This window comes from Nocardia sp. NPDC004722, assembly GCF_053601505.1.
Genome location: NZ_JBSGBY010000221.1, coordinates 1 through 12,165, shown reverse-complemented (window position 1 = coordinate 12,165; position 12,165 = coordinate 1). Strand labels below are relative to the sequence as shown.

Sequence of the window (12,165 nt, the reverse complement as noted above, 5' to 3'; positions counted from 1 at the left end):
CCAGCATCGTCTTGGTTGACGCCCACCACCCTGAACTCGCGGTCGGAGTTGCGCGAGCGGCCAACCGGGTCGGAGTACCAGTAGTTCTCGACGCCGGCCGCTGGAGGGAAGCGCACAAGGCACTCCTTCCTATGGTTGATACCGCGATCCTCTCCACTGCCTTCCAGCCCCCGGACCTGGGAGATGAGGCAGTCGAGAATGTCATTGACTACGTCCACTCGATCGGCCCGCAGAGGGTAGCGGTCACACATGGGGCAGGACCGATCCGTTACTCGTGCGCCACGGACTCAGGGCAGATCGAGGTGCAGTCCGTAAATGCCATCGATACCCTTGGCGCCGGCGACATCCTGCATGGTGCGTTCTGCTACTACGCGAGCCGGGGACAGGAGTTCACCGAATCCCTCAGTAACGCAGCAGAAATCGCAACTCTGTCCTGCCAGCACTTCGGAACTCGGCGCTGGCGAGACTTCCTCACACCGGCTCTTCAGCAAGGTACTGGCCGTCATGGGTCATGAGGACAAGATCTGCCATCTTCCTTCCCTCGGCGATCAAACGAAGGTTGGGAAGATCGCTTTCGGCGATCTTCCGCCGCGCTTCCTCCGGCGTTCTGCCACTACGCAGATGACGTTCGTAGAGCCGCTCCTCAGCTACTTCTGACTCGATATCGATGTACCAGGCTTCATCCAGCAGACCTCGTACGTCTGCCCAGCCAGGCCAGTCGAGCAGTAAGTAGTTCCCTTCGACAATCACGATCTTGTCCTGATCGCTGATAGGTGTTCCGGGTACCGGATCGTGCAGTTTGCGATCATATTCCGGCCATCGCACGACTGGCTCAGTGGCGCTCGCTCGGAGCGCCCGCAGGCATTCGAGAAACGAGGCCACGTCGAAGGTATGCGGCTGCCCCTTCTCAAGCAGCCAGCCTTCCTCTGTCAGTTTGCTGTTGGGGAGATGGAATCCGTCCATCGGTGCGACCCGCGCAACCTCTGCAGACTCATGTTCGTTGATCACGTCCCGGAGTTCGCCTGCCAGGGTCGACTTACCAGCGGCGGGCGGACCGGCAATGCCGACGATGCATCGAGCCGATCCGGCCCGCGATGCTCGGTCAACGATCCTGTCCGCCAGCTGGTCCAGTGAAATCAGACCCAAGGTCATACGTCCGCCCCCTCAACCGCTTACTCGTTGACGATGAACGAGTCGACTACCCTTTCGGCTTCGGCGCGGAGGCCGGAGTCGAGTATCTCCGATCGATACGCAGACCAGTCTGCCAGCTTCGGCAGATCACGCTCGGCTCCTCGAACGATCATCCTGTCGCGAATCACTTTGGGATCAACCGACATCCATACCGTTCGTACATCGATCACATGATCCGATTTCGCCCGAAGGTAGTCGGACAAGGTCAGACCGGCTTGGAAAGCCGAGCCGACGTATTCCAGAAAGGGAGCATCGAGGACAACGACATGATGCCGCCCGACCATGAGCGCGTTCGCTACCAACGCATCGTAGATGTAGGGACCGACCACACGGCGATAGGTCGGGCTGTCTCGGTCATGCGGGTTCCCCGTCAACTCGGTCATGACGGACTCTTCGAGTTTGGGGGCAAATCTGTCCTTGTCGAAGACGATCGCGCCGAGCAGGTCGGCAAGGAAACGAGTCGCCGTCGTCTTGCCTGATGCAGGAAACCCGCACACAACAACGACTCCGACTGTGAGCCCCTCAACCGCGCAGCGAAGCGCAGCCTGTGTGGCGGTAGAGAACTGCCGTTCGTCGGGTCTCGTCAACTCAGCCACTGCCGTCCCTTCGCCGTAAGCATCATGATCATCTACGTCGCCGACGGCAATACTTCCAAATGGAAGCAAAAACCACATGCGGAACAGCTCAATTCGCTGGCCATCCAACCAGCAACGCAGACTACGGGTTTGAGGCCGATGCCCCTACGTGAGGCTACCTTGGGACAATCTCGACTGTCCTGTGGTCGAACTGCTGTCGCCCTCGCGGTGCCGGCCAGAGCCGCACCTCGCACAACAGGTCGATCACGGACCGCCGCGCGGCAAGATCAGCCGCATCGAACGCCTTCACTGGCGACTTCGCCCGGAGGATTGCAGAGGCAGCGGTGCCTGCGGCAAGGTCCAACCTCTCAGCTTCCAACCGCGCGGCCTCCGCTTCAGCTTCGGCCCGGATCTCTTTGTAGAGATCGCCGTCGATCAACTCCGCTTTGTAGTCAGCTCGCGCTCGAACAATCCGGTCGCGCTGCACCTTCTCTGACCTGGCTAGATCCTCGAGACGCCTATCTCCATCTTGGACAAGGAGATCAGCAAGATCGGATTTTGCAAGACGCTTGCGGATGTACTTCAGCACGTACGCATCGACCTGCTCTCGAGACCTCGCAAGGTGGCCGGCGCATCTGTAGCGGGTTCCATGCGCCCTCACCCGTCCCCGAGCTGCCCCGCACGGTCCACAGAGGTACAACCCGGACCCCAGGTGACGACGATCCGTTCCAACACGGTTCGTCTTTCGCGCCGGACTGTCCAGGCGACGCTGCACTTCCAGCCAGACCCCATCGGAGACGATCGGTTCCCACTGGCCCCGAATTGGCGTACCGGCACTGTCCCTTACGATCTCGCCGCCCATCATGCTCCAGCCGGCGTACCGCGGGCTCCTAAGGATGTGCCGAACTGTCGCGGGGTTCCAAGGTCGACCGCTCCGGCACGGCAACGAGGGCACCGAACCCGGAAGATCTTGCACCAATGAACCGCCGATCCGCTGGACGACCGGTTCAGCGCCGGAGAGCGCGGCAGCGATAGCTCTCAGCGAAGATCCGTTCGCAAACGCCTCGAATACCGCGCGGACTGCGGCTGCCTCATCTGGAACGACGTCGCCATTTGATGTGTAGCCAGTTGCTCGAGGTCCCTTCGGTGGGCGCCCCTTCTCAGCCCGCTGACGTAGAGCTCGGCTCTGTCGAGCACCTTTCCGCTCCATTTCCGCGCGGGCGACCGCGGCCTTGATCCGCGCGTACATGCGTCCGCCATCTGTCTGCAGATCGGCTTCGCCGTTGGCCGTAACGAGGCGCAGCCCCTTGGCCTCGGCGGCGTCGATCCAATCCTCGAGCTGGCGTGGCTGCCGGGTCAATCTGTCGAGGTCCCATGTAATGAGAGCGTTAAAACGACCTGCCCGGTAGTCCTCGACCATACGGTCATACGCTGGGCGTTTCTTGGCCTTCGCGAAAGCCGAGACAGGCTTCTCCGTATAAATTTCACATATGGACCAGTCCCGAGCCTCAGCGATTCGCTTACAGTCCTCGAGCTGGCGTTCGACTGCCAGACCTTCGCCTGACGTGTCCAAACTGACTCGGAGGTAGATCACCGCACGGACCGTCACGAGGGACACGAAAGGTTATTTTACGTTGAAACGCGGTCAACTACGGATCTACCTCGGCGCGGCCCCCGGCGTGGGGAAGACCTATTCGATGCTGTCGGAGGCGCATCGACGGCTCGAGCGTGGACGTGACGTGGTGGCCGCCATCGTGGAGACCCACGGCCGCAGCAAGACCGCCGAGGCCCTCGGCGGCATCGAGCGCATCCCGCCGCGCATGATCGAGTACCGCGGCACCACGCTGCCCGAACTCGACACCGAGGCGGTGTTGCGGCGGCGTCCGGCGGTGGTGCTGGTCGATGAGCTCGCGCACACCAACGTCCCCGGCTCCAAGCACGAAAAACGCTGGCAGGACGTGCAGGAGCTGCTCGACGCGGGCATCGACGTGGTGTCCACCGTGAACGTGCAGCACCTCGAGAGCCTCAACGACGTGGTCGAGCAGATCACCGGGGTGGTGCAGCGGGAAACCGTGCCGGACTGGGTGGTTCGCGCCGCCGACCAGGTGGAACTGGTCGACATCACGCCGGAGGCGTTGCGGCGCAGAATGTCCCACGGCAATGTGTACGCCGCCGAGAAGGTCGACGCCGCGCTGCGCAACTACTTCCGCCCCGGCAATCTGACCGCGCTGCGCGAACTGGCGCTGCTGTGGCTGGCCGATCAGGTGGACGCGGCGCTGGCCAAATACCGTGCGGACCACAAGATCACCAAGACCTGGGAGGCGCGCGAACGCGTCGTGGTCGCGGTGACCGGCGGCCCGGAATCCGAGACCATCGTGCGCCGCGCCAGCCGCATCGCCGCCAAATCCAGCGCCGAACTGATCGTGCTGCACATCGTGCGCGGCGACGGCCTGGCCGGGGTGTCGCAGCAGCGGCTGGGCCGCCTGCGCGACCTGGCCACCAGCCTCGACGCCAGCCTGCACACCGTCACCGGCGAGGACGTCCCCAGTGCGCTGCTGGATTTCGCGCGCCAGGTCAATGCCACCCAGCTGGTGCTGGGCACCTCCCGGCGCTCGCGCTGGGCGCGCATGCTCGACGAGGGCATCGGCGCGACCGTGGTGCAGGAGTCCGGCAAGATCGACGTGCACATGGTGACCCACGAGGAATCCAACAAGGGCGGCGGCTTCCGGTGGTCCTCGCTGACCCGCGGCGAACGCAAGATCGGGTCCTGGTCGGCGGCCTTCCTGGTGCCCTCGGTGATCTGTGCCGTCATCTACTTCTGGCTCGATCGCCTGCTGGATCTCAGCGGGGAGAGCGCGCTGTTCTTCATCGGCGTTCTCGCGGTCGCGCTGCTGGGCGGCGTGGCCCCCGCGGCGCTGTCGGCGATCCTGTCGGGCATCCTGCTGAACTGGTTCTTCACCGAACCGCGCTACAGCCTGACCATCGCGCAACTGGACAACTTCCTCACCATCGTGGTGCTGCTGGCCGTGGCCGTCGCGGTGGCGGCGCTGGTCGACGTGGCGGCCAAGCGAACCCGGGAGGCGCGCAAGGCTTCCCGGCAGGCCGAACTGCTCGCCATGTTCGCGGGCTCGGTGCTGCACGGCGCGGATCTGCAGGATCTGCTCGAACGCGCCCGCGAGACCTGGGGACAGGAGGCGGTCAGCCTGATCGCCGACGACACGGTGGTGGCCTCGGCGGGCGAGAACCCGCCGAACAAGGTCGACGACTCCCTGACCGCATTGGAGGCAGGCGATGACATGCACTGGCTGCTCTTGCGCGGGCGTCCCGTGACCTCCGGGGACCGCCTGGTGTTGGGCGCGGTCGCGAACCAGGCAGCCGGACTCGTGCACCAGACCCAGTTGCAGGAGGAGGCCAGCGCCGCACAGGCGGTGATGGAGGCCGACAAGCTGCGCCGCGCCCTGCTCTCGGCGGTCAGCCACGACCTGCGCACCCCGCTGGCCGCGGCCAAGGCGGCCGCGTCCAGCCTGCGCAGCGACGATGTCGAGTTCTCCCCGGAGGACACGGCCGAATTGCTGGAAACCATCGAGGAATCCGTGGATCAGCTGACCGCCCTGGTCGGCAATCTGCTGGACTCCTCGCGACTGGCGGTCGGGGTGATCAAACCGCAGGTGCGCAAGGTGTATCTGGACGAGGTGGTGCATCACGCGCTCATGGGCATGGGCACCCGCGGCATGCGCCGCACCACCATGGACCGGGTGAAGGTGGATGTGGACACCGTCGCGGTACGCGCCGATCCCGGTCTGCTGGAACGGGTCCTGGCCAACCTCATCGACAATGCCGCCCGCTACTCCCCCCGCGATTCGGTGGTGCGGGTGGCCGCCGAACAGGTCGGCAAACGGGTGGCGGTTACGGTTGTCGATACGGGTCCGGGTGTTCCGACGGGCCTCGAGGACCAGCTGTTCGAGCCGTTCCAGCGGCTCGGCGACCGCGACAACTCCACCGGTGTGGGACTGGGCCTTTCGGTGGTCCGCGGCTTCGTGGACGCCATGGACGGCACCGTGCACGCGGAGCCCACCCCCGGCGGCGGACTGACCATGGTGATCGATCTGCCCGCGGCTGACGACCCCGCGGGCGCGACAGAGGAGAACGGGTGACGAACGCGGCGGCAGCGCCGACCAAAGTGCTGGTGGTCGATGACGAACCACAGATCCTGCGCGCCTTGCGCATCAATCTGTCGGTGCGCGGCTACGAGGTGACCACCGCGTCCAACGGCGCGGCGGCCCTGCGTGCCGCCGCCGAGAAGCACCCCGACGTCATCATCCTCGACCTCGGCCTGCCCGATATGGATGGCATCGAAGTGCTGGCGGGCCTGCGCGGCTGGTCCCCCGCCCCGGTGATCGTGCTCTCGGCCCGCACCGACTCCTCCGACAAGGTGGAGGCCCTCGACGCCGGTGCCGACGACTACGTCACCAAACCGTTCGGCATGGACGAGCTGCTGGCCCGCCTGCGCGCCGCCGTCCGCCGCTCCGCCAACACCGCCGACGCCGCCGAACCGATCATCGAAACCGGTTCCTTCACAGTGGATCTCACCGCCAAGAAGGTGACCCGCCACGGCCACGACGTCCACCTGACCCCCACCGAATGGGGCGTGCTGGAGATGCTGGTCCGCAACAAGGGCAAACTCGTCGGCCGCCGCGAACTACTGCGCGAGGTGTGGGGCCCGTCGTACGCCACCGAAACCCACTACCTGCGTGTCTATCTCGCCCAGTTGCGCCGCAAACTCGAAGACGACCCCTCCCAGCCCAAGCACCTCCTGACCGAGGCCGGGATGGGCTATCGCTTCCAGGCGTGATCGACAGAAAAAAGATCAGGGAGCTCTCACCGCGTGGAATCGGACAGATTTCCACGCTGAGAGCTCCCTGATCTAGTAGGACCCCTTCAGCTCGGCAGGGCCGCCGTGTGTTCGGATTTCACGGCGTCGAGTTTTTGGGGGTCCAGGCCGAGGCGATCCAGGATGGTGGGGGCCACCTGGGTCAGCGAAACCTGGTCGGGGACATCGTGCTTCGAGATGCCGGAGCCGACCACGACCAGGGGGACGTGGCGGTCTTCGGGGCTGCTGCCGCCGTGTTCGGCGATCTTGGACTTGCCCGCGGTGTAGACCGTGCCGTTGGTGCCCGCAAACAGGTCGGGCACGCGGGTGTCCTCGGCGGTGGTGCCGAAGAACTTCACGGCGTCGGGGCCCGCGTACACCTGGGCGGTGTCGACGCCGGAGGCGGCGTAGGGCTTCGGGTTGCCGTTGATATCGGTGCCGGTGCCGTTGGCCTCCAGCAGCTTTCGCTTGGCGAAGGCGACGGCGTCGGGCGAACGGTCGGCCAGCCACCACAGGATGGCGGCGTCGTCGATCGAATGCGCGATCAGCTTGGGGGTCTCCGGGTGGGTCGCCGCCCACTCCTTGTTGATGCCGTCGATGATCGGCTTGTCGTCCACCCGGGTCAGCGCGTCCGGCTTGATCGGCGACTGCCCGTGCTTGGCGGTCAGCACGATGGTGGTCTTGTCGCCCAGCCCGGCCTTGTCCAGCGCGGCGACGAAGCGGCCGATCTGCTGATCCACGAAGTCCAGCGAAGACGCCAGCAGCGCACCGGGTTTGCCATCGGCGCCGTAGCCCTTGGAGGCGGGCAGCTTCTGCGTCACCGACACGGCCTGGAAGTTCATGCCGAACACCGCGGGCACGCCGACCTGCTTGGCGCCGGAGTGATCCTTGCCGTTGATCTCGTTGACCACGGCGTCGGCCTTGTAGGTGTCGTAACGCTTGGTCTGATCCGCGTCCTTGGTCCAGGCCGCGCCCTTGGGCGAGTTGCTGTCGATCTCCGGGGTGAACAGGTCGTCGATCGAGCGGCCGCCCTTGCCGTTCATGATCTGATACGCCGGGTGCTTGTCCGACCAGGCGGTGCGCTGACCGGCGTCGTGCACCACCGAGAAGATCGTGTTCACCTTCAGGTAGTCCGACGGCGAGATCGGCTTGCAGGTCGCCGGATCCACCGGCAGCTTGGCCGGATCCAGCACAGTGCCGGGATCGTCGGTCATCGCCGAAATGCCGTCGGGCAGACCGGAAAGCCCCTGACCGCCGTCGAGATCCTCGGTCTTCTTGTCGATCTCCTCGGTCAGCGGAACCTGTGCGCCCTTCTTGGCGGTGGCGCAGTCCTTGGTGCCCGCGGGCAGCAGGTCACGAGCCCAGGTGTCGTCGTAGTAGACGCCGGTGGTCCTGGGGCTGCCGCCGGTGATCATCGCCACGGTGCCCGGGAAGGAGTCGGCCGGGGTCAGCACCTGCGCGTTGGTGTACTGCGCGCCGCGCGCGACCAGCTTGGCCAGCGCCGAATCCTGGTGTGCCGCCACATAGTCGGCCAGATCGGACTGATGCATGCCGTCGATCGACAACAGCAGCACATGCTGATCATGCTTGGCCGTATCGCTGCCGCCACAGCCGGCGACGGCCAACCCCATCGCCGCACACGCACCGGCCGCGACCAGCCGGTATCCCATTCCGCGCACCTGACCCACTCCATTTCCTCACCTGCGGCTCCCCGACGGGTGAACCGAGATTCGGAAAGGGTTGCGGGCGCGGGTAACGGGCGAGCGTCGTGGCGATGATGGCCGCGCGAACATTGGCTACGCGGCGAGACTCAACGCGACAGCCGGATCGGCAGCGACTTCAGGCCGTTGTTCAGATTCGAGCGGATCCGCCGCGACTCCCCGGTCTGCTCGAGCCTCGGGAACCGCGCCAGCAGTTCCTCGAAGAACACCCGGCCCTCCAGTCGCGCCAGATGCACGCCCAGGCAGAAGTGCTGGGCCAACCCGAAGGACAGGTGCGGGTTGGGGTTTCGGCGGATGTCGAAGCGCTGCGCGTCGGCGAAGACGTCCTCGTCGCGATTGGCCGAGGTGTACCACATGGCCACCTTGTCGCCCGCCTTGATCGGCACGCCGCGGATCTCGGTGTCGGCGGTGGCGGTGCGGCGGAAGTAGTGCAGCGGGTTGGCGTAGCGCAGGATCTCCTCCACCGCACCGGGAATCAGCGCCGGGTTCTCGCGCAGGGCCCGAAGCTGGTCCGGATGCGCGAGCAGCAGTTCCAGGCCCGCGGACAGCATGGTCTTGGTGGTGTCGTTGCCCGCGGTCACCAGCTGGGTGAAGAAGCTGCCGAATTCCAGGTCCGACATGGGTTTTCCGCCGAACGCGCCGGACAGGATGAGCCCGGTGAGATCGGTCCGCGGTTCCTGTTCGCGTCGCGCCATCGAGAACTGGATGGCGTAGATCGCCATCTTGGTCAGCTCGGCGGTCACGTCGAAATCGCCGACCAGTTCCGGATCCTGCTGGCTGGTGGACTGTTCGGCCCACTGCCGGATGCTCGGCCAGTCCGCTTCGGGAATGCCGAACATGCCGCCGACCACCTGGCTGGGCAGCACGCCCGCCACGTCGTGCACGAACTCCACGTCGCCGTCGACGCTGTCGAGCAGGGTGCGGGTCAGCTGCCGGATGGTGTCCTCCAGCTCGCCGATCACCCGGGCCTTGAAGTGCTCGGCCAGCGGGCGGCGGTAGTCGGTGTGCCGCGGCGGATCCATCATGAGCAGCATGTTGCGGGTCTGCTCGAGGCGTTCGGGGGGCTGATTCTCCAGGATCACGCCGGCCTGTTCGGCGGAGAACAGCCGCGGGTTGCGGGCCACGTGCGCGACATCGGCGTGTTTGAGGATCGCCCAGTAGCCGGGCTCGCCGGGCATCTCCTGCCAGTGCACGGGATCGGTGCGCCGCAGCTCGGCGAAGATCTCGTGGATCGGTCCGGCCACGTAGAGCTCCGGATCGTAGATGTCGGTGACCGTGCCCACCTTGCACCTCGGTATTCACTTGCGGGTCCGCGTCTTTCGTCTCCGACGCTAAACCCGCGCCGGACGTCGTGACACGGTTCCGGACGAACTTCCCACTCAGTGGACACGGCGTCAGCGAACGGTGCGGCACGATAGAGGCCATGACGATTGCAGCGATCGTGTTCGACATGGACGGTGTGCTCATCGATACCGAACCCATCTGGGAAGAGGTGCGCCGCGAGTACATCGACGAACTGGACGGCCGCTGGCTGCCCGACACCCAGGACCGGTTCATGGGGATGAGCACCTCCGAATGGTCCGAATACACCAGCAAGGAACTGCTCGACGGCCGCCGCACGCCCGCCGAGGTGGCCGAGGACGTCATCTCGCGCATGGCCGCCCGCTACGCCGAGCATCTGCCGCTCATGCCGGACGCCGCCGAAACCGTGCGCCGCTTCGCGGAGTCCTACACCCTCGGACTGGCCAGCTCCTCGCCGCGGCGGCTCATCGATGTGGTGCTCGACCACATGGGCGTCACCGAGTTGTTCACCGCCACCGTCTCGACCGAGGAGGTCGAACGCGGCAAGCCCGCGCCCGACGGCTATCTCGAGGCGGCGCGACGGCTGGGCATCGAGCCCGGGCTGTGCGTGGCCATCGAGGACTCCAGCAACGGCCTGCGCGCCGCGCACGCCGCGGGCATGACGGTGATCGCCGTCCCGCATCCCAAGTACCCGCCCGCCCCCGACGCGCTGGCCCTGGCCACGTTCGTCGCCGACGACCTGAGCGCGGTCACACCGGAGCGGGTGGCGGAATTCCGCTGAGCGCATCCGTGTTCCGAAGGATCGGCAACCGAATGGTTGTCCCGGGTGACTCAATGGGAGGATCTTCCTATGTCCGAACAGACCGCCGCATCGACGACCGCCGCCGATCAGTCCGCCGAACCGGTGCAGCTGTGGGCCGAGCGCACCGGAACCCGCGCCTACACCGGCCGCAACAACCGCGGCGGTGAGGTGCTCATCGCGTCCGCGGGCGTGCCGGGCGCGTTCACCCCGGGCGAGCTGCTCAAGATCGCGCTCGCGGGCTGCTCCGGACTCAGCGCCGACTTCACCCTCTCGCGTCGCCTCGGCGACAGCTTCGACGCCACCGTGCACGTCTCCGGCGACGCCGACCGCGAGAACGAGGTGTACCCGGAGCTGACCGAGGAGTTCGACCTCGACCTGTCCGAACTCGACGCGGAGGCACGGCAGAAACTGCTGGTCGCCGCGCAGCGCGCCATCGACCGGGTGTGCACGGTCGGCCGCACCCTCAAGGCGGGCACCACCGTCAACCTCACCTTCCGCATCGACGAATGAGTTCGGAACCGGTCCGGCTCAGCGCCTGGGTCCACGGTGACGTACAGGGCGTCGGGTTTCGTTGGTGGACCCGTTCGCGCGCCCTGGAACTGGGCTTGACCGGCTATGCCCGCAACCATCGCGACGGCCGTGTGCACGTCGTCGCCGAAGGACCCCGCGAACGCTGCGAAACCCTGCTCGACCTGCTACGTTCCGGTACTACACCGGGTCGGGTAAACCTGGTGGTGGAAGACTGGAACACCGCCCAGGGCGGCATGACAGGATTCGAAGAACGCTAGCGCGCGGCAAGCCCACGGAGTCGACCAATGCCCTCAGACCGACCAGCCGGTCCCACCCCGGACCAGCCCACGCCCGACCCCGCCGAATCCCACAGCGCTCCAAGAGATCCAGCCACCCCACCCTACGAACACCACCCCCTCCCCCCATACCCGGAGGACACCCCCACCGCGAGCGGTTTCGAGCACCATCCCGTGCCGCCTTATCCGGGCGACGAGCCCACCCAGGCCCCCGGTGGCGACCCGACCCTGCGCTTCGCGGCAGGGGCGGAGCCCACGATCCGGATCGACGCCGGCGGCACTCCCGAACCCACGCCCGATTTGCCCGGGACACCCGCTTCTGGCCTGCCGGGTGGCAGTGAGCCGACACCTTCGCTGCCCGCCGAATCCGGTTTCGGCGCAGGCGAGTCCGGGTCGGGTCAGCCGGGTGGATTCCAGCCGACACTGGCCATGCCGAGCGAATTCGGTAGTGGCGCAGGTGGTTCCGGCGAGGGTGGATCAGGTGGGGCGGGTGAGTATCAGCCGACGTTGCCGTTGCCTGCGGATTTCGGGCAGGAGCAGGGCGGCGAGCATCATGCGCCGCACCGCTTGGCGGGAGAATCCCACGGCGGGCCGGGGGCTTTCGGGGAGCCCGCCGCGGCTGCGCCACCGACGCCGGGTGAGGGCGGGTTCGTGTTGTCGGGGCCTTCGCCGTATCCGGTGGAGCCGCCGCCCGGGCTGGTGGAGATGGCGCCGGTGCGGGGGCCGCGGCGCGGGAGCATCACCACGCAGGAGGAGGGGGTGACGCAGCCGCGGCCGCCTACGGTGGCCGAGGCGCGGGCGCGGGAGAAGGCGCGCAGGCGGGCGGAGGAGCAGGCGAAGGCGGAGGAAGAGGCCGCGGAAGCCAAGCGGCGCAAGAAGAAGCGGGTGCTGATCGGCG

The 12,165-nt window shown here is 66.4% G+C and carries 11 protein-coding genes and 1 pseudogene; 7 read left to right on the top strand and 5 right to left on the bottom strand.

Features of this window, described 5'->3' with window-relative positions; genetic code table 11:
* The first annotated feature begins 11 nt into the window (after nucleotides 1-11).
* Complete coding sequence (locus ACWELQ_RS21920) at nucleotides 12-515, top strand: PfkB family carbohydrate kinase (protein ID WP_452398905.1); 504 nt, start codon at nucleotides 12-14, stop codon at nucleotides 513-515.
* Here ACWELQ_RS21920 and ACWELQ_RS21915 read toward each other — a convergent pair.
* The 3 genes from ACWELQ_RS21915 to ACWELQ_RS21905 are packed head-to-tail and all read right to left on the bottom strand — an operon-like array spanning nucleotide 472 to nucleotide 3,384.
* Nucleotides 472-1,152: a nucleoside triphosphate hydrolase gene (locus tag ACWELQ_RS21915; protein WP_452398903.1), complete on the bottom strand. Its 681-nt coding sequence runs from the start codon at nucleotides 1,150-1,152 to the stop codon at nucleotides 472-474. The two genes, ACWELQ_RS21920 and ACWELQ_RS21915, sit on opposite strands and share 44 nt — an antisense overlap.
* Before the next feature lie 20 nt (nucleotides 1,153-1,172).
* The gene (locus tag ACWELQ_RS21910; protein ID WP_452398902.1) at nucleotides 1,173-1,895 is read right to left on the bottom strand and encodes an AAA family ATPase; all 723 of its coding nucleotides are present in this window, start codon (nucleotides 1,893-1,895) and stop codon (nucleotides 1,173-1,175) included.
* Between the two features lie 46 nt (nucleotides 1,896-1,941).
* Nucleotides 1,942-3,384 carry a recombinase family protein gene (locus ACWELQ_RS21905; RefSeq protein ID WP_452398901.1) on the bottom strand — a complete coding sequence of 481 codons (1,443 nt, stop codon included), beginning with the start codon at nucleotides 3,382-3,384 and terminating at the stop codon, nucleotides 1,942-1,944.
* Between the two features lie 16 nt (nucleotides 3,385-3,400).
* Here ACWELQ_RS21905 and ACWELQ_RS21900 point away from each other — a divergent pair, with 16 nt between their 5' ends.
* Both ACWELQ_RS21900 and ACWELQ_RS21895 read left to right on the top strand, forming a co-directional pair.
* Entirely contained in the window at nucleotides 3,401-5,920 is a 2,520-nt protein-coding gene (locus ACWELQ_RS21900; RefSeq protein WP_452398900.1) for an ATP-binding protein, read from the top strand.
* Nucleotides 5,917-6,618, top strand: a complete 702-nt coding sequence (locus ACWELQ_RS21895; RefSeq protein WP_452398899.1) for a response regulator — start codon at nucleotides 5,917-5,919, stop codon at nucleotides 6,616-6,618. Before ACWELQ_RS21900 ends, ACWELQ_RS21895 begins: the two co-directional genes overlap by 4 nt.
* 86 nt (nucleotides 6,619-6,704) lie before the next feature.
* On the opposite strand, the gene ACWELQ_RS21890 is transcribed toward ACWELQ_RS21895, so the two are convergent.
* Together ACWELQ_RS21890 and ACWELQ_RS21885 are read right to left on the bottom strand one after the other, a co-directional pair.
* Complete coding sequence (locus ACWELQ_RS21890; RefSeq protein ID WP_452398904.1) at nucleotides 6,705-8,306, bottom strand: alkaline phosphatase family protein; 1,602 nt, start codon at nucleotides 8,304-8,306, stop codon at nucleotides 6,705-6,707.
* Between the two features lie 140 nt (nucleotides 8,307-8,446).
* The gene (locus ACWELQ_RS21885) at nucleotides 8,447-9,640 is read right to left on the bottom strand and encodes a cytochrome P450 (RefSeq protein WP_452398898.1); all 1,194 of its coding nucleotides are present in this window, start codon (nucleotides 9,638-9,640) and stop codon (nucleotides 8,447-8,449) included.
* A gap of 140 nt (nucleotides 9,641-9,780) precedes the next feature.
* Between ACWELQ_RS21885 and ACWELQ_RS21880 the strand changes: the two genes are divergently transcribed.
* From ACWELQ_RS21880 to ACWELQ_RS21865, 4 genes and pseudogenes are all read left to right on the top strand, one after another.
* Nucleotides 9,781-10,440, top strand: coding sequence for an HAD family hydrolase (locus ACWELQ_RS21880; protein WP_452398897.1), 660 nt, complete (start codon nucleotides 9,781-9,783; stop codon nucleotides 10,438-10,440).
* A gap of 69 nt (nucleotides 10,441-10,509) precedes the next feature.
* On the top strand, nucleotides 10,510-10,971 hold the full coding sequence (locus ACWELQ_RS21875; RefSeq protein WP_452398896.1) for an OsmC family protein: 462 nt from the start codon (nucleotides 10,510-10,512) through the stop codon (nucleotides 10,969-10,971).
* Nucleotides 10,968-11,249: an acylphosphatase gene (locus ACWELQ_RS21870; RefSeq protein WP_452398895.1), complete on the top strand. Its 282-nt coding sequence runs from the start codon at nucleotides 10,968-10,970 to the stop codon at nucleotides 11,247-11,249. The genes ACWELQ_RS21875 and ACWELQ_RS21870 overlap by 4 nt, the downstream gene beginning before the upstream one ends.
* 192 nt (nucleotides 11,250-11,441) lie before the next feature.
* Nucleotides 11,442-12,165 (top strand): annotated as a pseudogene (locus ACWELQ_RS21865) (hypothetical protein); the annotation flags it as partial.

What these genes read in the sequence shown, in the direction of transcription:
- ACWELQ_RS21890 (WP_452398904.1), bottom strand. Translation starts at nt 8,306, where the DNA reads ATGGGATACCGGCTGGTCGCGGCCGGTGCGTGTGCGGCGATGGGGTTG.
- ACWELQ_RS21875 (WP_452398896.1), top strand. Translation starts at nt 10,510, where the DNA reads ATGTCCGAACAGACCGCCGCATCGACGACCGCCGCCGATCAGTCCGCC.
- ACWELQ_RS21870 (WP_452398895.1), top strand. Translation starts at nt 10,968, where the DNA reads ATGAGTTCGGAACCGGTCCGGCTCAGCGCCTGGGTCCACGGTGACGTA.
- ACWELQ_RS21915 (WP_452398903.1), bottom strand. Translation starts at nt 1,152, where the DNA reads ATGACCTTGGGTCTGATTTCACTGGACCAGCTGGCGGACAGGATCGTT.
- ACWELQ_RS21880 (WP_452398897.1), top strand. Translation starts at nt 9,781, where the DNA reads ATGACGATTGCAGCGATCGTGTTCGACATGGACGGTGTGCTCATCGAT.